The 25,355-nt window shown below is 41.3% G+C and carries 21 protein-coding genes; 4 read left to right on the top strand and 17 right to left on the bottom strand.

The genetic code is table 11. The features are described 5' to 3' along the window. Positions 1-36: 36 nt before the first annotated feature. The 12 genes from ftsA to mraZ are packed head-to-tail and all read right to left on the bottom strand — an operon-like array spanning position 37 to position 13,782. Complete coding sequence (ftsA, locus tag H6541_00095) at positions 37-1,305, bottom strand: cell division protein FtsA (GenBank protein MCB9014173.1); 1,269 nt, start codon at positions 1,303-1,305, stop codon at positions 37-39. Position 1,306: 1 nt separating this feature from the next. Continuing rightward, a complete protein-coding gene (locus H6541_00100) occupies positions 1,307-2,101 on the bottom strand; it encodes a hypothetical protein (GenBank protein ID MCB9014174.1) in 795 nt (264 codons plus the stop codon). Between the two features lies 1 nt (position 2,102). After that, positions 2,103-3,467, bottom strand: coding sequence for a UDP-N-acetylmuramate--L-alanine ligase (locus tag H6541_00105; GenBank protein ID MCB9014175.1), 1,365 nt, complete (start codon positions 3,465-3,467; stop codon positions 2,103-2,105). A gap of 1 nt (position 3,468) precedes the next feature. Continuing rightward, the gene (gene murG / locus H6541_00110) at positions 3,469-4,590 is read right to left on the bottom strand and encodes an undecaprenyldiphospho-muramoylpentapeptide beta-N-acetylglucosaminyltransferase (protein ID MCB9014176.1); all 1,122 of its coding nucleotides are present in this window, start codon (positions 4,588-4,590) and stop codon (positions 3,469-3,471) included. Continuing rightward, on the bottom strand, positions 4,577-5,776 hold the full coding sequence (locus H6541_00115) for an FtsW/RodA/SpoVE family cell cycle protein (protein ID MCB9014177.1): 1,200 nt from the start codon (positions 5,774-5,776) through the stop codon (positions 4,577-4,579). The genes murG and H6541_00115 overlap by 14 nt, the downstream gene beginning before the upstream one ends. 15 nt (positions 5,777-5,791) lie before the next feature. Next, entirely contained in the window at positions 5,792-7,135 is a 1,344-nt protein-coding gene (gene murD / locus H6541_00120) for a UDP-N-acetylmuramoyl-L-alanine--D-glutamate ligase (protein MCB9014178.1), read from the bottom strand. Between the two features lie 2 nt (positions 7,136-7,137). After that, the gene (locus H6541_00125; GenBank protein ID MCB9014179.1) at positions 7,138-8,391 is read right to left on the bottom strand and encodes a phospho-N-acetylmuramoyl-pentapeptide-transferase; all 1,254 of its coding nucleotides are present in this window, start codon (positions 8,389-8,391) and stop codon (positions 7,138-7,140) included. 12 nt (positions 8,392-8,403) lie between these two features. Further along, complete coding sequence (locus H6541_00130; GenBank protein MCB9014180.1) at positions 8,404-9,879, bottom strand: UDP-N-acetylmuramoyl-L-alanyl-D-glutamate--2,6-diaminopimelate ligase; 1,476 nt, start codon at positions 9,877-9,879, stop codon at positions 8,404-8,406. A 16-nt stretch (positions 9,880-9,895) separates the two neighbouring features. Continuing rightward, positions 9,896-11,998 (bottom strand): transpeptidase family protein, encoded by a 2,103-nt coding sequence (locus H6541_00135; GenBank protein ID MCB9014181.1) that lies wholly within the window; start codon positions 11,996-11,998, stop codon positions 9,896-9,898. Between the two features lie 3 nt (positions 11,999-12,001). Next, positions 12,002-12,418: a hypothetical protein gene (locus H6541_00140; protein ID MCB9014182.1), complete on the bottom strand. Its 417-nt coding sequence runs from the start codon at positions 12,416-12,418 to the stop codon at positions 12,002-12,004. Then, entirely contained in the window at positions 12,411-13,322 is a 912-nt protein-coding gene (gene rsmH, locus H6541_00145; GenBank protein MCB9014183.1) for a 16S rRNA (cytosine(1402)-N(4))-methyltransferase RsmH, read from the bottom strand. The genes H6541_00140 and rsmH overlap by 8 nt, the downstream gene beginning before the upstream one ends. Then, entirely contained in the window at positions 13,315-13,782 is a 468-nt protein-coding gene (mraZ, locus tag H6541_00150; GenBank protein ID MCB9014184.1) for a division/cell wall cluster transcriptional repressor MraZ, read from the bottom strand. The genes rsmH and mraZ overlap by 8 nt, the downstream gene beginning before the upstream one ends. A gap of 285 nt (positions 13,783-14,067) precedes the next feature. Between mraZ and H6541_00155 the strand changes: the two genes are divergently transcribed. The 3 genes from H6541_00155 to H6541_00165 are packed head-to-tail and all read left to right on the top strand — an operon-like array spanning position 14,068 to position 16,487. Next, complete coding sequence (locus tag H6541_00155) at positions 14,068-14,931, top strand: 1-acyl-sn-glycerol-3-phosphate acyltransferase (protein ID MCB9014185.1); 864 nt, start codon at positions 14,068-14,070, stop codon at positions 14,929-14,931. Positions 14,932-14,953: 22 nt separating this feature from the next. Next, positions 14,954-15,877, top strand: coding sequence for a GNAT family N-acetyltransferase (locus tag H6541_00160; protein ID MCB9014186.1), 924 nt, complete (start codon positions 14,954-14,956; stop codon positions 15,875-15,877). A gap of 1 nt (position 15,878) precedes the next feature. Further along, the gene (locus H6541_00165; protein MCB9014187.1) at positions 15,879-16,487 is read left to right on the top strand and encodes a YihA family ribosome biogenesis GTP-binding protein; all 609 of its coding nucleotides are present in this window, start codon (positions 15,879-15,881) and stop codon (positions 16,485-16,487) included. 96 nt (positions 16,488-16,583) lie between these two features. Here the strand turns inward: H6541_00165 and H6541_00170 are convergent, their stop codons facing one another. Together H6541_00170 and H6541_00175 are read right to left on the bottom strand one after the other, a co-directional pair. After that, positions 16,584-16,910, bottom strand: coding sequence for an acetyl-CoA carboxylase biotin carboxyl carrier protein subunit (locus tag H6541_00170; protein MCB9014188.1), 327 nt, complete (start codon positions 16,908-16,910; stop codon positions 16,584-16,586). Positions 16,911-16,919: 9 nt separating this feature from the next. Beyond that, positions 16,920-18,467, bottom strand: coding sequence for an acyl-CoA carboxylase subunit beta (locus tag H6541_00175; protein ID MCB9014189.1), 1,548 nt, complete (start codon positions 18,465-18,467; stop codon positions 16,920-16,922). Positions 18,468-18,736: 269 nt separating this feature from the next. Here H6541_00175 and H6541_00180 point away from each other — a divergent pair, with 269 nt between their 5' ends. Further along, positions 18,737-19,066 (top strand): MmcQ/YjbR family DNA-binding protein, encoded by a 330-nt coding sequence (locus H6541_00180; protein ID MCB9014190.1) that lies wholly within the window; start codon positions 18,737-18,739, stop codon positions 19,064-19,066. Between the two features lie 14 nt (positions 19,067-19,080). Here the strand turns inward: H6541_00180 and H6541_00185 are convergent, their stop codons facing one another. The 3 genes from H6541_00185 to H6541_00195 form a co-directional block, all read right to left on the bottom strand. Then, positions 19,081-19,272, bottom strand: a complete 192-nt coding sequence (locus tag H6541_00185) for a hypothetical protein (protein ID MCB9014191.1) — start codon at positions 19,270-19,272, stop codon at positions 19,081-19,083. Between the two features lie 291 nt (positions 19,273-19,563). Continuing rightward, positions 19,564-21,948 (bottom strand): Smr/MutS family protein, encoded by a 2,385-nt coding sequence (locus tag H6541_00190; GenBank protein MCB9014192.1) that lies wholly within the window; start codon positions 21,946-21,948, stop codon positions 19,564-19,566. Positions 21,949-22,022: 74 nt separating this feature from the next. Next, positions 22,023-25,247 (bottom strand): CHAT domain-containing protein, encoded by a 3,225-nt coding sequence (locus H6541_00195; GenBank protein ID MCB9014193.1) that lies wholly within the window; start codon positions 25,245-25,247, stop codon positions 22,023-22,025. Positions 25,248-25,355: the final 108 nt, after the last annotated feature.

Here is a 25,355-nt window from a genome sequence, read left to right on the forward strand (position 1 = left end):
CAGGCTGTTTTTATCAACAGCCGTTTTGTTAATATCTTAATTTTCGCCGTCTTCTTCAAAAAACTTTTTTATCCCGTCAAAGAATGAAAGTCTTTGCTTTTTCCTGGGTTTAGTTGTTTCAGTTTCAGGTTCTGCTGACTGCAGGCTTTTTTCAAACCTTTGCAACCCGATAATGACCAGGCCGATGCCGGTAGCATACATGGGACTGGCCATTTCTTCCGGAACGCCAGGCGCCAGATGCTCATTGGGGTAGCCAATGCGGGTATCCATGCCGGTAATAAACTCGGTGAGCTGTGTAATGTGTTTTAATTGTGCACCCCCACCTGTAAGAACAATGCCTGCAATGAGTTTTTTTTCAAAGCCTGAATTTTTGATTTCAAAATAGACGTGTTCTATAATTTCTTCCATGCGGGCCTGAATGATGCTGGCCAGATTTTTGAGCGTAATTTCCTTGGGAGGACGACCACGCAGGCCGGGAATGGCCACAATCTCCTCGTCGCGGTTTTCACTGGCCAGGGCTGAGCCGAACTTAACTTTTAAATCTTCGGCGTGCTTCTTAATAATGGTGCAGCCCTCTTTGATGTCTTCGGTTATGATGTCGCCACCAAAAGGGATAACAGCGGTATGTCTGACGATTCCATCCTGAAAAATGGCGATATCGGTTGTGCCGCCGCCAATGTCGACCAGTACTACACCGGCTTCTTTTTCTTCTTCGCTGAGCACAGCTTCGGCTGAGGCCAGAGGCTCAAGCAGTAAGGAGTCAACCTGAAGGTTGGCTTTTTTTATGCATTTGTAAATGTTTTTTGCAGCCATTGTCTGGCCCGAAATAATGTGGAAATTGGCCTCCAGTGTGTGGCCAAGCATTCCTTTGGGCTGCTTTATTCCGCTTTCGCCATCAATGGTATATTCCTGTGCAATAACATCGATTATCTCTTCGCCGGGGTTCATCGCCAGTTTATACATGTTTTCTGTCAATCCGTCGATGTCGGCCTGGCTTATTTCATTGTCACTGTTGGTGCGGATAACCGAACCTCTGTATTGTATGCTTTTGATATGCTGACCTGCAATACCAACATTTACTGTAGCAATGTCAGAGTCGGAGCGGGCTTCAGCTTCTTTTACTGCCACGATGATGCTTTGCACAGTATCTTCGATATTGGCTACTACTCCCCGCTTTACTCCAATAGATTCAGTGCGGCCAAATCCAAGTATCTCAATTTTGCCGTTTTCGTTACGCTGACCAACAATTGCCGCTATTTTGGTAGTGCCTATATCAAGGCCTACTATTATTTCTGACCGTGCCATATTATAGTGATTTTGTACAAACAACCTGATTCCTGTATTTTAAATTAATCTCTTTGTATTGTGTCCAGGCGTTTTGTTTCATGCCCTGGGTGTAAAATGTTTTAAGCTTCGAAAGTTTACTCAATATTTCAACGGTGTCGCCTAACACGATGGTTTGCCTGCCGATTTTGGGTATAAGTTCAAGGTCGCCGGTGTTATTGAGATAAATTTGCTCAACCATGGCATTGGTGAACGAGTCGCGTTGAACGGCCATTGAAGCTATGTATATTTTCTGCAGATCTGCCGGAAGTTGCTGATAAGCTTTCTTCCCGGCGTCATTGCTTTGTAATCCTCTGATTTTTTTTATGGGTTTGATATGGCCGTTGGCTATGACAACCCTTGCAGCATATTCGCTGCTAAGAGGCATTACAAATCCTTCATTGTCCATGTAAAACTGAGTGCCATTCATGTCAGAAACTCTAACAACAGGATTGCGCTGCAAAATATGTGCTTTTACTTTGCCATTTACACCGATGGTTATGGTGGCCTCCTTGATATATGGATTCCTGTTGAGTAGTTTCTGAATCTTTACTGATTCAATATCGCCAATTTCATTGCCTCTGACACGGATTTTTTCTCTGGTAATCTCTTGCCTGATATCTGATTGGGTGATGAGAGTTGGTGCATGATTGTAATCAACAACAATTTCAAACTCAGGGCAAACCAGACTATCCTGTTTGGCATTGGCGAATATAAACAGGCTGGTCACCAATGCGACCAGTGCAACCCAAAATACAAGAGTCAGGATCTTTTTCATCTTAGTCCTCTGTTTGAAATAGTTTTTCAATATCGGCTACCATCAGATCAATGTCACCCGCTCCCAGTGTAAGCAGGATATCAGGTTTATGTTCTGATAATTCTTTTATCACATCCTGTTTGCTGCACAGCATTTTGTCAGCGGTGGTGATGTTTTTCAGTATAAGCTCAGAATCAACTCCTTCAATCGGTAATTCACGGGCAGGGTAAATATTGAGCAGCATAACCTTGTCGAGCAGCGACAGGCTTTGGGCAAAACCAGCCGCAAAATCGCGGGTGCGGGTATAAAGGTGAGGCTGAAATATGCCCGTAATGTGCCGGTGAGGATACATGGCTCTTACAGCACCGATGCAGGCTTTCAATTCTTCAGGGTGATGAGCATAATCATCAATATATAACAGCCCTGATTGGTTAATGCGGTGGTCAAATCTTCTTTTTACACCTTCAAAAGTGTTGATACCTTTAATAATTTCTTCGTTGCTTGCTCCGCAAAGCCAGGCCGCAGCAGCCGCAGCAATGCTGTTTTCAACATTAAACAGTCCCGGAAGCCCCGGATTCAGATGCTCAATAATCCCATCAGGGGTCTTCAGGCTAAATGAATAACAGGCATCGCGGAGCTGAAGACCGATGGCCATAAAATCGGCCTGATCAGTTACAGCATAAGTGTATTTGCTGACCCGCTCTTTTATTTTTTCAGGCAAGGTTATGCCCTGCTTAACCAAAAGAAATCCGCCTTGTTCAATATTGGCGGTAAAATCGGCAAATGAATCCAGCAGTTGTGCGTGTGTTTTATATATGTCAAGGTGGTCGGCATCGGTGGCTGTAACTATTGCCAGATATGGGAAAAGTTTGAGAAACGACCTGTCAAATTCATCTGCTTCAGCAACCATGAAGTTACTCTGAGGGTTCAGGAGCAGGTTTGAATTGTAATTTTTGGCTATTCCACCAAGGAATGCAGTGCATCCCATTTCAGACGGAAACAGAATGTGTGAAAGCATGGTGGTAACGGTGGTTTTACCATGTGTTCCGGCTATGGCCAGTGTTTTTTTTGCTGAAGTTATTTCGCCAAGTAAAGCTGAGCGCTTTATCATGGGAATGTTTTTCAGTTTCAGGAACTGAAATTCGCCAAGGTCTGCAGGAACTGCCGGTGTATATACAACCAAAGAGGTTTCAGCCGGAATCAGCTCAGGCCGATCTTCATAGTGAATGACAATACCTTCAGCTTCGAGTTGAGAGGTGAGTGTTGTAGGCGTTTTGTCATATCCATGCACATTTACCCCGGCTTTTTTCAAATAGCGCGCCAGGGCACTCATACCGATGCCTCCGATACCCAAAAAATAAACAGTCCCGAGCGTTTCTATGTTCACGTTATGCGTTTTGATGTTCCTGAATACATTGCATGATTACCTCAGCAATGCGCTGTGCCGAATTGAGTTGCGCAAGCTGAAGAATGTTTTTTTTCAAAGTTTCCTGATGTGCTTTATTAAATGCCAGATCAACTGTGGTGGCAACCAGTGAAGAAGGTGCGTCAGCATCCTTTACGATTAAGGCAGCATCTTTTGATACCAGAGCCATGGCATTTTTTGTCTGATGGTCTTCAGCGACATTCGGCGAAGGAACCAGAATACTGGGCTTGCCTGTGATGCAAAGCTCAGAAATGGCGATGGCTCCGGCGCGCGAAATAACGATATCAGCGGCTGCATAGGCCATATCCATGCGGGTGATAAAGGCAAATTGTCTGACGCCTGCTTTTTCAAAAGGGATGACTGCCATTGCAGCCTGTTCGGCATAGTTTTTTCCTGTTTGCCAGATAAGCTGAATGTGCTGATCTGTCAACTCTTTCAGTCCACTGTGCAGACTTTGGTTTATGGTACGGGCACCCAGGCTTCCGCCAACTGCCAAAACTACTGGTTTTGAAGCGTCAAGGCCAAAGAATTTAAGTGCTTCTTCACGGCTTACTTGTTGGTTGGCAATATCTTTACGAACAGGATTTCCGGTCACAATCAGTTTGCTCTGCGGAAAATATTTTTCCATACCGGGGTAAGCAACACAAATTTTTCTGGCTTTTCCTGCCAGCATTTTATTGGTAATGCCCGGATATGAATTCTGCTCCTGCAGGATGGTAGGAATGCCGGAGAGGGCAGCTGCTCTGATGGTTGGCCCGCTGGCATAACCACCTACGCCAATGGCTGCATCGGGCTTAAAACGCCTGATAATCTGATGGGCTTTCAGATTGCTGTGTATCAGTTTTAGAGGGATTAACAGGTTTTTAAGTGTGAGGCTGCGTTGAATGCCGCTAATCCATAAAGCTTCAATTTCATAACCGGCAGCAGGTACTTTTTCCATTTCCATACGGCCTTCGGCGCCCACAAAGAGAATGCTTACTCCGGGAATAGCCTGCTTGAGCGCATCAGCAATGGCAATGGCCGGAAAAATATGTCCCCCGGTTCCTCCTCCGCTTATGATTATTCTGGTCTCAGGCGATAGCATGCTCAGGTGTTTTGGGTTCTTTACTTTCTTTATTTTCTTTAGCTTCTTTTTCTGCATTCTCTGATTCTTCGATTTCGCGGCTTACACTCAGAATAATGCCAATAGCTATACTTGTAAACCAGATGGAAGTACCTCCCATACTGATGAGTGGCAGCGTTTGCCCCGTTACCGGAAGAAGGTTTACAGCCACCATCATGTTAACCATTCCCTGGAAAACAAGGCTGAATGCAACCCCGAAAGTGAGAAATGCTGCAAAATTACGAGGACTTTTAATTACAATTTTAATGGCCCTGAATAATAATACGAGGTAAAGTAATACAACGATAATTCCACCAATGATGCCATATTCTTCGATGATGATGGCATAGATAAAGTCGGAGTAGGGGTGGGGTAAAAAGTTTTTTTGCGTTGAATTACCCGGCATTTTCCCCAATAAACCGCCGGTAGCAATGGCAATTTTGGCCTGCTCAACCTGATAATTGGCATCACTGTCGCCACTGGTGTAACTTTCAATACGTGTTTGCCACGTTCCTATACGACCGTTGAGTTTAGGTGTATTTATGGCCAATGCTATAAGTAAAATGAAGCTTACCACACCAACGCCCACTAAAATTAACAGATATTTGAATTTAACCCTGCCAACGAACATCAACACCAAACAGGTGGTAAAAATAAGCGCGGCTGTTGAAAAATTGGCGGGTAATATCAGTAAAGTGATGATGACAACAGGAATCATAATAGAGATAAAACCCTTCCGGAAGTCTTCAACATCATCCTGTTTTTTGGCAAGCAAGCGGGCAACGAAAATGATGAGGGCTAATTTGGCAAAATCAGAAGGCTGAAATGTGATGTTTATCAAAGGTAAAGTATACCAGCGGCTTGCTTCATTCAGATTGGTTCCGAAAAGAAGTGTGTAGGCAAGTAAAGGCACAGAGATATAAATCCCTAATTGGGAAATCCGGGCGTAATATTTGTAAGGTATTTTGTGCGCAAGAAACATCAAACCAAATCCAAGTAAGAGAATGCCTGTGTGCTTGATAAAATAGTATTCGGTATTTCCTGACTGATATTTATAAGCCAAAGTGCCGGTTGAACTGTACACCGCCAGGATCGAAAATATAGATAGTATAAATACAACTATCCAGATAGTTTTATCGCCTTTGATGTTATTTAATATAGCTTTCATACCGGTATTGAATGGCTAAAGGGATTTTACTGCAGCTTTAAATTTTCGTCCTCTGTCTTCGTAGTTTTCAAACAAATCGAAGCTGGCACAGGCCGGCGATAGCAACACTGCATCACCTTTGCGGGCCAGATAGTATGCAATATTAACGGCTTCTTCGGCCGATTGTGCTTCGTTTATGATCTCTACCTTGTCCTTAAAGGCATCAATCAGCTTCTCATTGTCAGTTCCAAGGCAAACAATGGCCTTCACTTTTTGCTGAACCAAATCATACAGTTTTGTATAATCATTGCCTTTGTCGATTCCACCGGCAATCCATACAATTTTTTTGTTAAGGGATTCCAGTGCGTACCAGGCCGAATTGATATTGGTTGCCTTGGAGTCATTAATAAACTCAATCCCGTGAATATTTGCTACAAATTCCAGTCGGTGTTCAACATTCTGAAAATCCGACAAACATTCCTTAATTGTTTCCTTACGGATGTCAACCAGGCGGGCTGCCACGCCTGCAGCCATCGAGTTGTAAATATTGTGCTTGCCTTGCAATGCCAGTTCTTCTAAAGTCATATCGAACTTGTCCCCTTTTATGTTAAATTCTATTTTTTGATTCTCACTAAATGCTCCGTTGCTGATTGGCTTACGGATACTAATCGGGTATGCACCCTGTGTTAATTTTAATTGTCCGAATCGTTGGTTGAGTATTTCATCATCGCAACACCAGATTACGGCATCATTTTCTGACTGGTTTTGTAAAATGCGCATCTTTGAATCGGCATATTTGCTGAAATCATTGTCATACCGATCGAGATGATCCGGTGTGATGTTGAGCAATATGGCGATATCGGCTTTAAACCGGTACATGCCATCGAGCTGAAAACTGCTTAGCTCAATCACATAGTAATCGTGTTCTTCACTGGCAACCTGACGGGCAAAACTTTTACCTACGTTTCCTGCAAGACCGGCATTCAGGCCGGCTTTTTGCAGCATATGCCAAATGAGCATGGTTGTTGTTGTTTTGCCATTGCTGCCTGTAATGCAGATTTTTTTGGCATTTGTATACCTGCCTGCAAATTCAATTTCAGAGATAACCGGGATGCCTTTAGCCAATGCAGCTGCAACTACAGGAGCCTTGTCGGGTATTCCGGGGCTTTTAATAATTTCATCAGCCGACAGAATCAGTTGTTCAGAATGTTTGTTCTCTTCAAAATCAATACCTGCCTCTGTGAGTGTAATCTTGAAATCGTTTCTGATGAAACCATAGTCTGATACAAATACACTTATCCCCTTGCTTTTGGCAAGCAGTGCAGCGCCAACTCCGCTTTCAGCAGCGCCCAATACCACAACCCGGGGATGAGAATTCATGATTACCTGATTTTTAAGGTGATGATTGTTAAAACTGCAAGCATGATTCCTACAATGAAGAATCTTTGTACGATTTTAGGTTCCTTATAGCCTAGTTTCTGAAAATGATGATGCAAAGGCGACATCAGAAACAACCTTTTGCCTTCGCCATATTTTCTTTTTGTGCGCTTGAAGTAGCTTACTTGTAGAACTACTGAAAGGTTTTCGGCCAGAAAAATTCCACAAAGTATAGGTATAAGAAGCTCTTTCCGGATCATGATGGCCAGTACTGCAATAATTCCTCCTAATGCCAGCGAGCCGGTATCACCCATAAAAACCTGCGCAGGATAAGTGTTGTACCATAGAAATCCGGTGCAGGCGCCAACAAAAGCACTGACAAAAATTGAAAGCTCTCCTGTATTTGGCAGATACATGATGTTGAGGTAATCGGCAAATACTATATTGCCCGATACCCAGGCAAGCAGGCCCAGCGTAACCCCGATAATGGCCGATGTGCCTGTCGCTAACCCGTCAATGCCATCGGTTAAATTGGCTCCATTTGATACAGCAGTTATAATAAGAATAACGATGGGTACAAAAATTAGCCAGGCATTGTCCATGACCTTTTTGCCGAAAGGCTTCAGCAAAATGGCATAATCAAATTCATTGTTTTTGAAAAACGGAATGGTGGTTTTAGTCGATTTTTTACTCTGGCGCGAAAATTTTTGCTGGTGATCTTTTACTTGTTCAAATTCGCTCAGATTTGAGGCCGAACGTGAACTTGTCTGCGCAATTTTTTCTCTGATTACTACACCCTCATGAAAATAAAGTGTGAAACCAACAATTACTCCGATTACAACCTGTCCAAGAATTTTAAACTTTCCGGCAAGTCCCTTTTTGTCATGCCTGAACACCTTGATATAATCATCAAGAAACCCGATAAAACCAAGCCAGATGGTTGTAACCAGTATGAGAATGATATAGATATTGTTGAGTTTGGCAAATAAAATGGTAGGGATAACAATGGCACCCAGAATAATCAATCCTCCCATGGTTGGAGTTCCTTGTTTTTCTTTTTGTCCGTCAAGCCCAAGATCGCGAACGGTTTCACCAACTTGTTTTTTTTGCAGGTATTTAATCAGTGACTTTCCAAAAAGCAAAGAAATGGTCAACGATGTTATGATAGCAAGCGCTGCCCTGAAAGATATATACTGAAACATACCCGAGCCGGGCAGGTCGTAAGCTTTATCAAGATAATCAAACAAATAATAGAGCATAGCAGTGTTGTTTTAAGAACCTTGTTCGGTTTGCTGGTCTTTGAAAAAATCAGTCAGAATTTCCCTGTCGTCAAAGTGGTGTTTAACGCCTTTGATTTCCTGATATGTTTCGTGCCCCTTACCGGCAACCAGTATGATGTCATCTTTAGCAGCCATAGTGCAGGCTGTGCGGATTGCTTCCCGCCTGTCGGATATAACCAGACAAAATTTTGCCTTACCGGGTGAAATACCGGCCCGCATATCATTGAGAATGTCTTCCGGGTTTTCACTTCGGGGGTTGTCTGAAGTGAGAATCGTCAGGCTGCTGTTTTCTACTGCAATGGCTGCCATAACAGGTCGTTTGGTTTTGTCACGATCTCCTCCTGCTCCTACTACGGTAATTAATTTGCCATTGCCGCCTCTGATGGCGTTAATTGTGCTGATAACATTTGAAAGTGCATCAGGAGTGTGTGCGTAGTCTACAATGCCAATTACCCCCTGTGGCGATTTTATATACTGAAAGCGGCCGTCAACTGGCTCAAGCCTGCTGAGTTCAGTTAAACATTCGCCTGGCTTTATCCCCAGTGAAATGGCAGTCGCATAAATGCTTAGCAAATTATAGGCGTTAAAGTTTCCAACCAACCGGCACCAAACTTCCTGGTTGTTGATTCTGAGCAGTAAGCCGTCGAAATGATTTTCAATGATTTTGCAATGGAAATCGGCAGGCCTTTTAACAGCCAGTGTTTTTACTGTTGCCCTGGTGTTTTGAGCCATTACAAGTCCATTGCGGTCATCGGTATTGACCAGTGCAAAAGCTTCCGCAGGTAAATTGTCAAAAAAGCTTTTTTTAGCAGCCAGATATGCATCAAAAGTTTTATGAAAATCCAGGTGATCGTGGGTCAGATTGGTAAACACACCTCCGGAAAAACGTATTCCGGCAATCCGGTTTTGCACAACAGCATGAGAGCTTACTTCCATAAAGCAATACGCACAACCTTCATCTGCCATTGTTCTTAACATTTGGTTTAAAGCGACAGCATCAGGGGTTGTATGGGTAGCTTGAATTTCTTTACGGTTTATCATGTTTCTGACCGTTGAAAGCAAGCCTGTTTTATATCCCAAATTAAGAAACATCTGATAAAGTAAGGTGGCAGTTGTCGTCTTCCCGTTTGTACCCGTAATGCCTACAATTTTTATTTCATGTGAAGGATTGTCGTAAAAGTTTGAAGCTACAATTCCCAAAGCTTTGCTGCTGTCGCTTACTTCAACATAACAAACATCAGGCTTGGTTATATCGGGTATTTTTTCGCAGATAATGGCTTTTACACCCGCTTCAATTACCTGATTGATGTATTGATGACCGTCGGTTTGTGTTCCTTTAACAGCAACAAAAAGCGAGTGCCTGTCTACACGGCGCGAGTCGAATACCACTGCATCAACCATGGCTTCTGAGCTGCCGGCTATGCGGTTGATGCTGGTTTTGTATAATATGTCTTTAAGTGCTTTCAATTTTCAAACCTTTGTTTTAACCTAATTCAATAATGCAGTTACTCCCTTTTCTTGCTTTTGTTCCGGCAGGAACCGATTGTCGCTTAACCTGGCCTTTCCCTCTGATTTGAACTTTTAAACCAGCTGATTCGAGAAGATAAGTTGCATCACGTGCGCCCATTCCGGTTACATCTGGAGTTTTTGCATCCATCACTGGTCTTGGCGAAATTTTGATTGTACTGTCGGTACCCGTCATGGCAGCATAATCATATTGTTGCGCATCGCCGGTCCACTGAACGTTAAACTCTTTGAGAATCAGCTCAATTTCATGGGCATTTCCTGCGGCATAAACGGGTATCTGAACAGGTATTGAGTCAGTTTTCTTTATCGAGGGATCAAGACGTGTTGCATAAACCTTGTTGGCTACATCCCTGAATACAGGTCCGGCAATTGAGCCTCCGTAGTAAACCCCTTTTGAAGGGTTATTAATGACAACTATCATTGAATATTTGGGGTTGTCGGCCGGGAAATATCCAACAAACGATGCTTTATAGTTTGACTTGTTATATCCGCTGTTGTTCTGAGCAATTTGTGCTGTACCTGTTTTCCCGGCAATTTTGAATACCGGATTTTTCAGATTTGTTGCTGTTCCTCTTTCTACCACCCCTTCAAGCAGTGATTTGACCTGCGTGATGGTTTCTTTATTTTTAACGATAGACTCACATAGAATTACAGGCTCAAATGATTGAACAGTTTCACCAGCCATTCTTATTTCTCTGATAAACTGAGGTTTAACCATTACTCCATTGTTGGCTACAGCATTGTAAAATGCAAGAGTCTGAAGCGGTGTCATGGCAACTTCATAGCCGATTGACATCCAAGGAAGGGAAACCTTCGACCAGATTTTACTCTTGGTGTCTTTGATTGATGGATTGCCTTCGCCGGGAATATCGAGGCCGAGCTTTTTATTCAGGTGCATTGAATAGAGCTTTTCAATAAATTGTTGTGGCTTTTCATGGTATGCTCTGTGAATAATCTTTGATATGCCAACATTGGAGGAAAGCTCGAAAGCTCTTCTGATACTGATGACACCATAGCCCCCTTCGTGTGAATCTTTCATGATGCGGTTGGCAAATCTTACAGCGCCGCCTTGTGTATCAACTGAATCGGAAAGCTTAATTAACCCGTCGTCAAGAGCTGCAATAACCGAGGCCAGTTTAAAAGTGGAACCTGGCTCTGAACTCTCACCAATGGCGTAATTGTATTTTTCTTCATAAACACCATCGCCGTTTTTGCCTAAATTGGCAATGGCAACGATAAATCCAGTATTTACTTCCATTAATACTGCGCAACCGTGATCTGCATCATTGGCTATCAACTGGCGCATAAGAGCGTCTTCTGCAACATCCTGTATATTGATATCGATGGATGTCAGAATATCGTGACCGTTGCGTGGCTCAATTTCATTTTCGTCATTTAACGGACGCCAAACTCCATTCCCAATCCGCTGCATCAGTCGTTGTCCGCTTTCACCTTCAAGTATCTGACTGTATGCCCCTTCAAGTCCAATGTCATTTTCTTTTCCATCTTTGTCCCATCCTATGGTTCTGAAAGCCAGCCATTTGAACGGTAATTCCCGCTTATTCCGGGCCTCTGCAATGATGCCTCCCTTGTATTTGCCTAATCTGAAAATCGGAAACTTTCTGACTTTTTTAAGATGTGCATAAGTAATGTTGCGTTTAAGCAGTAAAAAGCGGTTGTTGTTTTTACGGCCTTTAATCAGAAGATCTTTATACTCTTTTTTGCTTTTATCGCCAAAAAGGTTCGACAGGCAAAGAGCGAGAGAGTCAACGTTTTCGTAGAAAAAATCATCCTTGTAGTGTGTATTTCCTGCATCAACTCTTAAGTCAAATACAGGAACAGAAGCCGCGAGCAGACTTTCGTCAGAGGCCAGAATATTCCCTCTGATAGCTTCAATGTTATCGTAACGAATGCTCAGTTTTTTTGCTTTTTCGCGCCATTCATTGCCTTCAACTACCTGAATATACAAGGCCTTGCCAATAATAGCCAATGCCAGCACCACCATAAAGATGTATACCAGATAAACTTTTTTTAATATGTCGCGCCTGTTTTCGTCCATCGACTATGGTACTTTTACATAAAGTTTGGCAGGTGGTACAACTGATTCTTTTACACCACTGTTTATAAGTTTTGCAGCAACTTCTGATTGTTTGCTGTGAAACATCAGTTCCGATTTGGTTGTGATATATTCAAAGCGGAGTTCTTCGAGCTCTTTTTTTGTTTTGGAGATGTCAATGATGGTTTTTTCTGCATTATATGAATTGGCGATATACATGATGGCCAGAAAAGTCATATAAAAAATGAAAGGAATTTGTTTAACCAGGTTTTCACGAGTCATCAACCGTCCATCAAAAAATCCGGGAACTGATTTTCCTGTTCCGGTTTTTTTGTTGAGCAAGGTAAATGAAGAAAATCTCCGTTTTTTCTTTGGCGGAGTGTCTTCATGTTTAGGTCTCGGTGTGTTTCTGGTTTTATTCATTGATTGTACGTTCTGCTATCCTGAGTTTGGCACTGCGAGCCCTGCTGTTTTCAAGGGTTTCCTGTTCGCCGGGTACAACAGGCTTTCTGGTAATGGGCTTGAAAGGGGCAATCAGGTTTCCGTAAAAATCCTTTTCTTCAATAGCCTCAAAATTTCCGGTTTTGAGATAGTTCTTAACCAGCCGGTCTTCGAGAGAATGGTATGACATAATGACCAGTCTGCCGCCTGGTTTAAGTACTTTTTGCGTTTGAAGAAGCAACTCTTTGAGCACCTCGAGCTCTCCGTTTACCTCAATGCGAAGTGCCTGAAAAACACGGGCGAAAAATTTGTTCTCGCGGCCTCTTTCGGCCAGTGGGGTGAGTATCTCTTTAAGTTGACTGGTTGTTTTCAGATTGTTAGATGATCTGTATTCGTCAATTTTCAGGGCAATCCGGTAAGCGTTTTTTAGTTCACCGTATGCAACAAACACCTTTTTTAAATCGTCAATAGAATACTGGTTTAAAACCTGTGCAGCTGTTATACCGGTATTGCGGTTCATCCGCAGGTCCAAGTCAGCTTCAAACCGGGTCGAAAAACCACGCTCAGGTTGGTCAATCTGATATGATGAAATGCCTAAATCGGCCAGTATTCCATCCACCGGCAAAGCTTTGTAAAGCCTTAAAAAGTTGGTGAGATATCTGAAATTCTGATTTATCAATGTAAAGCGGTCGTCTTCAATTGTGTTTTTAAGCGCATCAGCATCCTGATCGAAAGCAAGCAGCCTTCCGGTTGTAAGTTTTTCAAGTATAGCGCGGGAATGGCCTCCTCCGCCAAAAGTGACATCCACATAAGTGCCCTCCGGGTTAATGGCCAGCCCATCAATACATTCTTTCAGCATTACCGGGTTATGATACATCTCAGTCATTGTCAGTTTCGTTAATCAGTCCCATTACATCTTCAGCCAGCTCCGAGAAATTTCCAAGGTTCTCTCTGATAGAAGCTTCATATTTTTCTTTATCCCAAATCTCAATGATATTTAGCGCTGAAGCCAGCACGATGTCTTTTGATATAGATGCAAAAAGCGCTAAATCTTTAGGAATGAGAAGCCTGCCTGTGTTGTCAAGGTCAACTTCTCGCACCCCTGCCATAAATACCCTGATGAAATCGTTGTTCTTTTTTACAAACCGATTCAACTTGTTTACGCCCTTTATGGCTCTGTTCCATTCTGAACGTGGATATAATTCCAGACAAGGCTGAAAAATGCTTCGTTTAATGATAAATCCTTCCGAAATAATGGCATCCAGCTGCGACTTGAGTGCCGAGGGGAGCATTAACCGCCCCTTGGTATCAACCTTACAGTCGTGTACGCCAATTATTTCGATCATTTTCTTTAAGTGCTGAATTTGAGTGTAAATATAACACGCTTTTACCACTTTTTACCACTTTATACCACAAGTGTTGATAACTTTTTAGGAAATAGAAGGATTTGCCGCTGCAGGCAGGATGCAAATAATAGTAAATCAGGGCATTGCTAAGTGAATTGCAGGTGCTTTTATTCCAAATTGAGCAAAATGCTGCTTTCTTGCCCTAATTTCACGCGCACATTACCAATTGAAGCATGGAATTGCCTAAATTTGTGAGAAATTATAGAGCGTAAGTCAACTGTGAATATGAATACAACGGTTCAAAGTAATCTTCAGCCGGACAAGAGATTTATTGATGTTGAAAAGGTCATAGCAGGTAAGAGCACACGATTGCTTCGGTATCTGCCTTCTTTTTTAATTCAATATCTGAAAAGGATATTGCATCAGGACACGCTGAATGAGGCACTTAATAAACATGCTGATAAACAGGGACTGGCTTTTGTTTCGGCAATACTAACTGAGTTCGGGGTAAATATTATTGTAAATGGAGAGCAACATCTTTTACTTTCTGAACGATTTGTTGTTGTTTCCAATCACCCTCTGGGTGGACTTGATGGAATGGCATTGATGCACGCTGTCGGGAAAATTCGTCCTGATATTGCCATTCCGGCCAACGATTTTTTGCTTCATTTGCCCAATCTCCGGCCATTGTTTATTCCTGTTAATAAGCATGGGTCTAATGCCGAAAATATTGTTCATTTTGATGATACCTTCAAATCGGATAAAACGGTTCTCTATTTTCCTGCCGGTCTCTGCTCGAGGAAAATAAAAGGGAATATTGTTGATCTTGAATGGAAAAAGACTTTTCTATCGAAAGCCAGAAAGACCAACAGGGATATTATTCCGGTGCATATAAGCGGAAGAAATTCCAATTTCTTTTATAATCTTGCAAATTTGCGCAAGTGGCTGGGATTAAAAGCAAATATTGAGATGCTTTACCTTGTGGATGAAATGTATAAACAGGAAAACAAAGAAATTGTGATAACCTTTGGAAGACCAATACCTGTTTCGGTTTTCGATAACAGTCTGAACGATAAAAAATGGGCTGAAAAAATCAAAGAGCATGTTTACTCATTGAAGGACAACCCTGAAAAGCAGTTTGTTGTTTAGTGATAATTAATATTTTAAAATAATGGAGAATATCATTCCCCCCGTTGACCGGGAATTATTGATGCAGGAACTTACAGATGACAAACTGATAAGAACTACAAACTCAGGTAATAACCTGATTTATATTGTGAACTACCAGAATTCGCCAAATGTGACCAGAGAAATTGGTCGGTTGCGGGAAATTACTTTTCGCGATGCAGGTGGTGGAACCGGGCTTTCTATTGATTTGGATGAATACGATACAGGTGAAAATCTGTTTGAACAGTTAATTGTTTGGAATCCAAATGATAAGGAGATTGTTGGAGGCTATCGTTTTTTACATTGTAAGTTTCTGAAGAAAGATAATGCTGGCGAATATCATACACCTACATTTAAACTTTTCAGGTATTCTGAAAAGTTTGTTGCAGATTTTTTGCCTTATACCATTGAGCTCGGGCGTTCATTTGTACAGCCTGCATATCAGCCATCCAACAATATCAGGAAAGGGATGTATTCATTGGACAATATTTGGGATGGTTTGGGCGCCATTATTCTGATGTATCCTGATGCAAAGTACTATTTTGGCAAGATTACCATGTATCCTGATTACAATCGTACAGCCCGCGATTTAATCCTTTATTTCATGAAGAAGTACTTTGCCGATCATGAGAAACTTGTTTACCCGATTATTCCGCTTGAAACAGAAACTGATCCTGAATTCCTTGCCAATGCATTTCCAAACGGAGTGTATGAGAAAGATTACAAATTATTGATTCAGCAGGTTAGGGGACTGGGCGAAACCATTCCACCGCTGGTGAATGCTTATATGAATTTGTCATCAACCATGAAATTTTTTGGTACAGCCATTAATGACGACTTTGGCCTTGTTGAAGAGTCAGGAATTATTGTTACAATCAGCGATATCTACGATATGAAGATTGAACGCCACCTAACCATAAACTCCTAAGATGATCATTAAATCTGCTGATTTTATAGCCAGTAATACCGAGCTTTCCAAATGTCCTCAGGCCGATAAGCCCGAGTATGCTTTTATCGGAAGATCAAACGTTGGAAAATCGTCACTGATTAACCGGCTTCTGGGCAGAAATAATTTGGCAAGGATTTCCTCTACTCCGGGAAAGACCAGATTAATTAACCATTTTTTGGTGAATGGCGATTGGTATCTGGTTGATTTGCCTGGCTATGGCTATGCCAAAATTTCGAAAAAGGAGCGCGAAAAATGGGAGGAGATGATTCGAAAGTATCTTACCCGGCGTTCCAACCTGGTCAATACTTTTATTCTTATTGACTCCAGAATTGAGCCCAAAAGCTCTGATATTGATTTCATTAACTGGTTTGGCGAACAGCAGCTTCCATTTACGCTTGTATTTACAAAAGCCGATAAACTTACGGCTAATGGTTTGGCTTCAAATGTTGCCGCATTTAAGGCAAGGCTTTTGCAGGAGTGGGAGGAGCTCCCAGTTTCTTTTATTACTTCGTCAGAAAGTGGGCAGGGTAAAGATGAAATCCTTGATTTTATTGAACAAAATAATTCAACCGTATCAGAATTTATTTGAAACCTGCACAGAATTAAGGAAATATTGTATCAGATGAAAAAATAAAAAAAGCCTGCGATTTATATCGCAGGCTTTTTTTATTTCAGAAACAGAAAATTATTCCATTTCAACAAGCAGGAAATTTTTGGGAACCAAATCACCTGATTTGACATTGATTTTTGCTACAACCCCATCAATGGGTGCCACAATATTGTTGGCCATTTTCATAGCCTCAAGTTCCAGAAGTTTAGTCCCTTGCTTTACTTTAGCACCTTCTTTAATATGAACCTTAAGGATGGTACCGGGAATAAACGAGTACACTTTTTTAAGGTCAATGGGTTCATATACTTTGCGCGCCATAAACTTTTTGGTAAGCCGCGTTTTGTATTTGACATTGTCGATAATGATCGATTTTAAAGCAGGGGCTTCGTTGTTTTCTTCCATATCGAAAAATTAAAAAGGTGGAATACCATGTTTTTTATTGGGGCGAACCTCTGCTTTTTCAGCAGAAATTTCGAGCGCATGTATCAGCATATTGCGTGTTTCGGCAGGTTCAATTACTGCGTCAACATAACCATAAGCTGCAGCAACATAAGGGTTGGCAAATTTTTCTTTGTACTCCTTAATTTTAAGCTTGCGCATTTCTTCAGGGTTTTCTGCATTTTTTATTTCGTTGCGGAAAATAATATTAGCAGCGCCCTCCGGGCCCATTACTGCAATTTCTGCAGTTGGCCAGGCAAATACAAAGTCAGCCCGTAAGTGGCTTGAGCACATGGCTATATAACCTCCTCCGTATGCTTTGCGCAAGATAACAGTCATTTTTGGAACAGTGGCTTCCGAATAAGCATAAAGCATTTTGGCTCCATGCCTGATTACACCAGCATGCTCCTGGTCTACACCCGGAAGGTAACCCGGAAGGTCGACCAAGGTAACAAGTGGAACATTAAATGAGTCGCAATACCTGATAAACCGGGCAGCTTTTGTTGATGAGTCCACATCAAGAACACCTGCCAGTACCAAAGGCTGATTAGCTACAAAACCAACGGTATTTCCGTTCAGGCGGGCAAAACCAATTACAATGTTGGCAGCAAACATACTCTGGACTTCAAAAAACTCAGAGTCATCAACAATGGCTTTAATCACATCTTTTACATCGTAAGGCTGACGCGGGTTTGTCGGGAATATGCTGTCAATATTGTAACTGCGGGTGCGGGGCGGTTTTTTGGGGAATGGCTCTGCTTTTTTCATATTATTCCAGGGAATAAAGCTGCAGAGTGTTTTAATCTGTTCAAAACATTCCTGTTCGCTCTCAGCGAAGAAATGTGCATTTCCTGTAATCTCACTTTGAACACGGGCCCCGCCGAGTTCCTCCATTGAAATTTCCTCACCCAGCACTGTCTTAATTACTTCAGGGCCGGTAATGAACATTTTGGAAATTTTGTCAACAACAAATACGTAGTCGGTAAGCGCAGGAGAATAAACAGCACCACCGGCACACGGTCCCAGAATAACACTAATCTGAGGAATTACACCCGATGCCTGCGTATTGCGGTAAAAGATTTCTCCATAACCGGCCAGTGAATTTACACCTTCCTGAATACGGGCTCCACCAGAGTCGTTGATTCCAATAATAGGCACTTTCAGTTTCATGGCATGATCCATGATCTTTGTAATCTTTTTGGCATGCATCCAGCCAAGCGAACCTCCTGCAACGGTAAAGTCCTGAGCATAAATACAAACAGGGTATCCATTGATAGTCCCTGTTCCGGTAATTACTCCATCACCGGGCAGATATTTATCGCCCATATTGAAGTCTTTGCCTGCGTGTTCGACAAACAGGTCGTACTCGTGAAACGATTTTGGGTCAACCAGCGCTATGATACGCTCACGGGCGGTCATCTTTCCCGTGGCTTTCTGTTTATCAATAGCTACCTGGCCACCTCCCATCAAAGCGTCACGCATCCTCTTTTTGAGGTCAGTTGTTTTTTTGGTCAATGACATATCCGAAGATTTAGAAAATGTATTTCTTTATTATCCCTGATAGCCGGCTTCGGAGGCCGGCAAAGCATGCAAAGGTAACTATAAATTTAAAAATCGATTCCTGCTATTTTATTATTTACTGACAATTATAATGAAGGTATTATATTAAAATGCTAATTATTAATATTTTGTGTTTTTATTCACCGGCTTAACACCCCGAACCTTTAAGGCTATTTTAAGGTGTAGCTTGTCAAAATCATTCATCGGATGTATTTTTGTAGAAAAAGCATATGGATATAGAACAGTTACGTGATTATTGCATGGGATTGCCCGATGTTACTGAGCATTTTCCTTTTGATGAATCTACCCTGGTATTTAAAGTGAAGGGGAAAATGTTTGCACTCACTGATATTAATGGCCCACTTTCTGTCAACCTGAAATGTAATCCCGAACTTGCCATCGAGTTACGTGAACATTATCCTTGTGTGCGGCCGGGATATCATATGAATAAACAGCACTGGAATACTGTGGATATTGACGGATCAGTTGGCGATAAACAAATTATTGAATGGATAGATCATTCCTATAGCCTGGTTTGTGCTTCCAGGAAAAAAAGGTAACAACTTTTACAGGCTTATTTTTCCTGTTCGGTGGTTTTGTCTTTTATTTTGAAAATATCGGCAAATAAGTACCCCAGTAAACCACCCCATAGTACAGTCATATAAGGGTTTGAAGTAATGGCGCATCCACCCGTGCTGCATCCTACATTTACATAATAAATGTAACCTGCGATTGCTCCGATTATCAAAGCGGCTATATTCTTGATAGTATTTCTGGATTTAAGACTGGCTTTAAGTCTTGAGCTAAAGTCCTTACCTTGTTCAAATGACATATAGTACGAAATTTAAATATGTAGCCTTGTGCATGTCAAAAATCTTGCCAGAATCAGGATTTTTTATTCTGATTGAAGAAACCATACTGACAGCAAACCATTTATGACCATTGAAAAGAGAAAAATGCTGATGTAATTCAGGTAAAGATAGCTGTGAGCCGGTTTTGCAACTATTTAGCAGGCAGATTGAGTGCTTTACGATTTATGAATGGTTGTTTGATGTGTTCAGGTAAAATAAACAAGTGTAACACCATGCCCGCCCCGTTCCAGTTTTTCGTCTTCAAATCTGTCAATTTCAGGGATATCGCGCAGATAATCGTGCAGGATATTGCGCAAAACTCCATCTCCTTTACCATGAAGAATTCTTACCTCGTGAACCCTGAGTAAAATCGCCTGATCTATATAATGCGCTATGATTTCATGTGCTTCTTCTGCTTTTTTACCTCTGATATCGATAGACATCTTAAAATCGGCCATTTTGTCATTTAATTGGTGGTATACACCTATATGCGGTTTGGCGAACTTGTTGTTGGCTTCCCATTGTTTTATTTCAGCTTTTGTAGCAGCTACCAGATTGTCTGTTTTGGTCCGCATTTTAACAGAGCCAAACAAAACAACAGCCTGCTTGCCTTTTATTTCCGATATTGTGCCGATGCTTTCCTGTCCTGCTATTTTAACGAATTGTCCGGTTTTAAGAGTTCCTAGTAATGGCGGGGCAGTTTCGATTGTTTCCTCTGAAGGTATATGGTTTTGTGGCTGAGTTTCCTCTGTGATTTCGTTCTTTAGTAATTCTTCTTTGGCAACAGCAAGTGATTCGCGCAATTTTCGGGTTGCTTCTTTTTCAGCATTGCCTTCTTTTATACCTCTTATAGTATTTTCAATCAGTTTGTTTGACTTTTCAAGCAATTGCTGGGCTTTAACTTTTGCCTCCTTCATGAGCTCTTGTTTGCGGTTTTCAAATGAAGCAAGCATAGTTTCATACCTGTTTACAAGAGACGCAAGTGTTTCGTCAGCAATTTTTAATTCAGCAGTTTTTTGCTTTATGTATGCCTTGTCAACTTCAAGCTGAGCGAGTTGCTTTTCAAAATCGAGCTGACTATGTCCGATTTTTGAGGTTGCATTTTCAAGTACCTGAATTGGGAAGCCAATTTTGCTGGCGATTTCAAAAGCAAAAGAACTTCCGGGTTTTCCTGCATTAAGCTTGAAAAGAGGCCTCATTGCCTGCGTGTCGTAAAGCATAGCCGCATTAAAAATGCCTGGTTGCTTATCGGCCAGAAGTTTCAGATTGGTATAATGCGTGGTTACGATTCCAAAACAATGTATTTCATTTAGTTTTTCAAGAGTAGCTTCAGCCATTGCTCCGCCAAGTTGAGGTTCGGTTCCAGCTCCGAATTCATCTATCAGAAACAGGGTTTCAGCATCTGCATTTTCTATAAAATGTTTAATGTGAATCAGGTGCGAACTGTAGGTGCTAAGGTCATTTTCAAGCGATTGCTCATCGCCTATCTCAAGAAATATTTTATTAAAAATTCCGGCTTCTGAATCGTTTCCTACAGGTATGAGCAATCCGCATTGTAACATGTATTGAAGCAAACCGGCTGTTTTCAAGCATACAGACTTGCCTCCTGCATTGGGACCACTGATTACCATGATTCGTTTTTCATCCGAAAGGTAAATATCCTGTTTAACAATGGCCCTGCCCTGCAATTTAAGCGATTGCATAAGTAATGGGTGCGCCGCCTGCTGCCAGTTTATCGTGGGTTTGTTGGTAAGCGTAGGCATTACTGCTCCAATGTCAATTGCTAATAGTGCACGGGCTCTTATAAAGTCAATTTCGCCCAAAAAGTGATAATAAAATAGCAGGCTGGTACAGGAAGGCCTTAGCTTATTGGTAAAGTTGATAAGGATGTTAATTATTTCCTGTTTTTCTTCAATCTGAAGGTTTTGAATCTCATTGTTTATTTCAAAAACTTCGGCAGGCTCAATAAAAACAGTTTGTCCGGTAGCAGAGGTATCGTGAATGTAACCCTTCAGTTTACGTTTATTTCCTGCCGAAACAGGTATGACCAATCTTCCGTTGCGAATGGTTAATTCAGCATCAGAGGGTGTAAGCCCGTCTTTGCGGGCCATCAGCATAATTTGATTGATTTTGCGATCAACACCTGACAACCGGCCGTAAATCTCTTTTCGGATGGCAAACAGTTTTTCGCTTGCTTTGTCTTTTATTTCACCTTTTTCATCAATGATGCGTTCAATATCCTGTATCACTGATTGGTCAGGTAATTCTGCTGGCGTTATAAGCTGAAGGTAAGGGAAGCTGTCTTTATTCTGTTGCCTGATGTAATTGATAATATCTGTAATAGCCACAAGTGATAGTCTGAGCTCCATCATAGAGTCAGGGTTGATAAAAGTGCCCGGTAGCCTGATTCTTAATAACTCAGAAGTTAAATCATAGTAATCCTGCGAAGGAAAATTTCCATTGAATTGAAGGATATATTTTAGCTCTGAAGCCTGATGCAATAAAGTATTGATAGTGTCGTAATCTGTGTTGAAAAGCATTGTATCGGCCTTATGTTTAGCCAGTTGGCTAAGACAATGCTTGTTCAGCATGCTTCGTATTTGAGCAAAACCAGTTTTTTGTTCGTAAGTATTGGGGTAAATCACTGCTTGTATTTTTAGCAAAATTACGAATAATCGTAAGATGAAGAGCCGGTGGCTGTGCGGGATCTTTTTTGCAATAACTTTTTGTAAAATATGAGCTGTACGATAATCATGGCAAACGATGCCAGCCCAAGCAAGCTAAAATACACACTCATCCAGATTGGTTTTACAAACTTCATGGGACTGTAATCGCCAATGGTAACGTAGGCAGCCCAGTAATACGGGTAAGACTTTAACGGATCGCCCTGTGCGAGTAAATCAAGTTTGGCCTGACGAAGGGCTTCGTCTTTAGATAAGCCTTTATCCAGGTACTTATAAAAGCTTTCAACAATTTCAGCACTTGATTGGTCATCCACCGACCACATGGTCATAACAATACCAGGAACCCCGGCATATATAAATCCTCTGGCAAGGTTCATCATCCCTTCGCCTTTCATGAGTTTACCGGTGCCTGTGTTACATGCACTCAATACCGCCAGCCCTGCATTTAAATCCATGCCGAACAACTCATAGGCATTCAGCATTCCATCTTCAACAGAGTCTTTGTCCTGATAAAATACCAGTTTTGAAAGCATTGGTTTTTCATTATTTACCAGCGTATGCATGGCAAAGTGAAGTATATTGTACTGACTGGCAATGGCTTTGAAGTTCTTTTCTGTAGCATCCGTGCCGTTTAAGGTGCGGCTTGAAAGTGCTTTTTTTATACCTTTTATCTCAGCTTCAACGCCTGGTATAGGAAGCAAAAAGACTTTGTTTCCGTTTTCATCAATAAAGCCATCTTTTTCCAGATTGGTCAGGTTGTTATACGATGGAGCCATTGCAAGAAGGTTCCTGGTCGCTTTTTTAAGGCTCTTATTCAGACCTGAATACTGCAAAATGGCAGATGCACTATAACTAATGGTGTGATCAAGGATTAGAAAGTGTAAAGGTCTGAAATCCATCTTATTGGTGTCTGCTTTTTCAGACAGTAGCATGTCGAATGAAATATACCCCAACTCTGAATCAGGAATAATGATAAGCTTTTTTTCATCGATTATTCCTTTGCAGGGTTTCAATAAGTCATTGTATAATGTGTGGGCTGCTTTTGTGTAATTGATATAGTCTTCTTTTTTAAGACTCATCATATCATTAGAGTTTGTTGCGTTGCGGAGGGTGTTGATGTTCCTATAAAATGATGAATCAATCCGGTGTGTAATCAAATCGAATCGTTTTTGGTTGACGACAAAGATGTATAACAAAGAATCGGAGAGCGTATATTCAATAAGAGCGCGACCGGGCTCAATTTGTGATTGAATTTTTTGAATACTTAAATCGGGCTCCTTGTATTTAAGATTGTAATAATCCGAATAGTCCTTTTCCAAAAGGGCTACCAAACTATCGTATTTTTGTTCGAGGTCGAAAATTTTAGATTCCCAGAATTTGATTTTGTTCTCATCAGGGTTGGGCTTTTGCCTTTCTTCATATGTAAAACGGTTATAAGAGCCTAAATCGAGTTTAAGCTTTTTCTCACGTTGTTGAATGTTTTCAGGAATTCGGCCAAATTGTTTCGCTTCAATATCGCGGATAGAAGCCAGCAATACTGCCGATTTCCCCTTTTCAGAATAGAGAAATGCCTCCTCAAGAAACTTCCTGTTGCCGGTAGTTTTATATAACCTGCTTGCAATATTTACTGTACTCAGAAATGTTTTTCGTTCGTCTTCGGATAAGAGCAGTTTACTGTCCTCATTCTGATAGCTGGAGCGGAGTTTTTCAATAACAGCTATCGACAATTTGTATGTTTCAAGGCTGTTGTTAAGTGAATTTTCATCTGAAATTATACTTAGTGCTTCCGCTTTACCGTTCAGCGCATTTACCAGATAACGATCGGGCTCAATCTGTTTAACTGAAGGATTTGATGTGAGGTTTTTGTCATTAAAGTCTTTGACATAGGCGATTATAGCATCCTGGTAATATGTCAGTGCTTTGGACAGGTCATTGCGAATCAAATAGTAATTACCGATATGAGTAAGGTTGTTAGAAACTTCTCTGCTCTTATTCCCATAATTTTTTTTGCTGATTTCCAGGGCTTTGCTAAACATTTCGAGGCTACGGTCAACCTGTTTGTTTGCGATAAGAAAATAACCATATCTGGTATAAAGTAAGCCCGTTTCCGGATGTTCTTTGCCCATTACCTTTACAGCCAGATTAATGGCTTTATCGTAATATTGATCAGCCCTGGCAGGGTCGTTCATAGCATTGTACAAACTCGCCAGATTACCATAAGTTTTTACAGTTGCCTGATTGTTGTTGTCAGACGAGAGGCTGGCAATGTAATAGGACAAAGCGTTTTTAAAATCCCCTTTTTTCTCATAAACATATCCAATATTCATGTTTATTGAGAGGATATTTGGATGCCCTGCTTCATAATTGGAAGTTGCGATGGCTAATGCTTTTTTAAAATACAGTAAAGCTTTTTCATAATCAGCCATATGAATATAGGTTTGCCCTTTGTTCTGATACAAACTGCCAATATCAGGGTGATTGGCGCCTACTTTTTTTATCAATATGGCTTCAGATTTGTCATAATAAGAAAGAGATTCTGAGTCTTTGTTGATTAAAGCCATAAATCGCCCCATATTAAGATATCTGTTCGCCAAATCAGGGTCATCAGACGGGGAAATTTTTTCATTGATTTTTAAAGAAGATGTGAGCGCTGTTTCTGCTTGGCTGAAATCACCTAATTGTGCGTAAATAATTCCTGTATTTTGTAAAAAATAGGCCAGATCAGCATCTTCTGGTTGTTTTCTCTTTAGTGCTAGATTGTATGCCTTCAAATAGTAGGAAAGAGCTCCGTTGTAGTCACCTTTAAAAAAAGAAATGGTGCCCAGACCATTGTATGTTAATGCCAGAGAAGTGTCATTCTCATTGGTCGCTTTTATCCTGATTCCAATGCTTTGGTTGAAAGCAAGTGATGAACTGTCAAAGTTTCCCTTGTCCATCAATAGAATACCTTTCCGGTGCAGTATGTCAGCCTGCAGGCTGGTTTTGCCAGGGCATTTTGAATCGTAAATTTTTTGGGCTTCTGCTAATTTCTTATATGCTTCGTCATTGTGGCCTTTTGTTCTTAAGATATCAACCTGTTTAAGCAAGGTGTTCAGGTATTCTTCCCATTTATTTTCAGATCCTATAACAATATTGGCTTGTTGATAATATTTTAAAGCACTGTCAAATTCCGCTTTTTTGATAAAAATGTCTGCTTTTTTCAGCATATCATGGTAACTGATACCACTTCTTGAAACGGAACCGGTTAATGTAGCTTGCTTTTTCTTTTCGCTGCACGAACTCAAAGTGCCCCAACAAGTACACACTATACAGGT

This window comes from Lentimicrobiaceae bacterium, assembly GCA_020636745.1.
Taxonomy (GTDB): Bacteria; Bacteroidota; Bacteroidia; order Bacteroidales; family Lentimicrobiaceae; genus Lentimicrobium.

Coding starts and splice junctions, on each gene's coding strand:
- H6541_00100 (MCB9014174.1), bottom strand. CDS start 2,101: ATGAAAAAGATCCTGACTCTTGTATTTTGGGTTGCACTGGTCGCATTG.
- H6541_00135 (MCB9014181.1), bottom strand. CDS start 11,998: ATGGACGAAAACAGGCGCGACATATTAAAAAAAGTTTATCTGGTATAC.
- H6541_00165 (MCB9014187.1), top strand. CDS start 15,879: ATGATCATTAAATCTGCTGATTTTATAGCCAGTAATACCGAGCTTTCC.
- H6541_00190 (MCB9014192.1), bottom strand. CDS start 21,948: ATGCTGAACAAGCATTGTCTTAGCCAACTGGCTAAACATAAGGCCGAT.
- H6541_00155 (MCB9014185.1), top strand. CDS start 14,068: ATGAATACAACGGTTCAAAGTAATCTTCAGCCGGACAAGAGATTTATT.
- murD (MCB9014178.1), bottom strand. CDS start 7,135: ATGAATTCTCATCCCCGGGTTGTGGTATTGGGCGCTGCTGAAAGCGGA.
- H6541_00140 (MCB9014182.1), bottom strand. CDS start 12,418: ATGAATAAAACCAGAAACACACCGAGACCTAAACATGAAGACACTCCG.
- murG (MCB9014176.1), bottom strand. CDS start 4,590: ATGCTATCGCCTGAGACCAGAATAATCATAAGCGGAGGAGGAACCGGG.
- H6541_00170 (MCB9014188.1), bottom strand. CDS start 16,910: ATGGAAGAAAACAACGAAGCCCCTGCTTTAAAATCGATCATTATCGAC.
- H6541_00160 (MCB9014186.1), top strand. CDS start 14,954: ATGGAGAATATCATTCCCCCCGTTGACCGGGAATTATTGATGCAGGAA.
- H6541_00125 (MCB9014179.1), bottom strand. CDS start 8,391: ATGCTCTATTATTTGTTTGATTATCTTGATAAAGCTTACGACCTGCCC.
- H6541_00175 (MCB9014189.1), bottom strand. CDS start 18,467: ATGTCATTGACCAAAAAAACAACTGACCTCAAAAAGAGGATGCGTGAC.
- H6541_00195 (MCB9014193.1), bottom strand. CDS start 25,247: ATGCTGAAAAAAGCAGACATTTTTATCAAAAAAGCGGAATTTGACAGT.
- ftsA (MCB9014173.1), bottom strand. CDS start 1,305: ATGGCACGGTCAGAAATAATAGTAGGCCTTGATATAGGCACTACCAAA.
- H6541_00115 (MCB9014177.1), bottom strand. CDS start 5,776: ATGAAAGCTATATTAAATAACATCAAAGGCGATAAAACTATCTGGATA.
- H6541_00180 (MCB9014190.1), top strand. CDS start 18,737: ATGGATATAGAACAGTTACGTGATTATTGCATGGGATTGCCCGATGTT.
- mraZ (MCB9014184.1), bottom strand. CDS start 13,782: ATGATCGAAATAATTGGCGTACACGACTGTAAGGTTGATACCAAGGGG.
- rsmH (MCB9014183.1), bottom strand. CDS start 13,322: ATGACTGAGATGTATCATAACCCGGTAATGCTGAAAGAATGTATTGAT.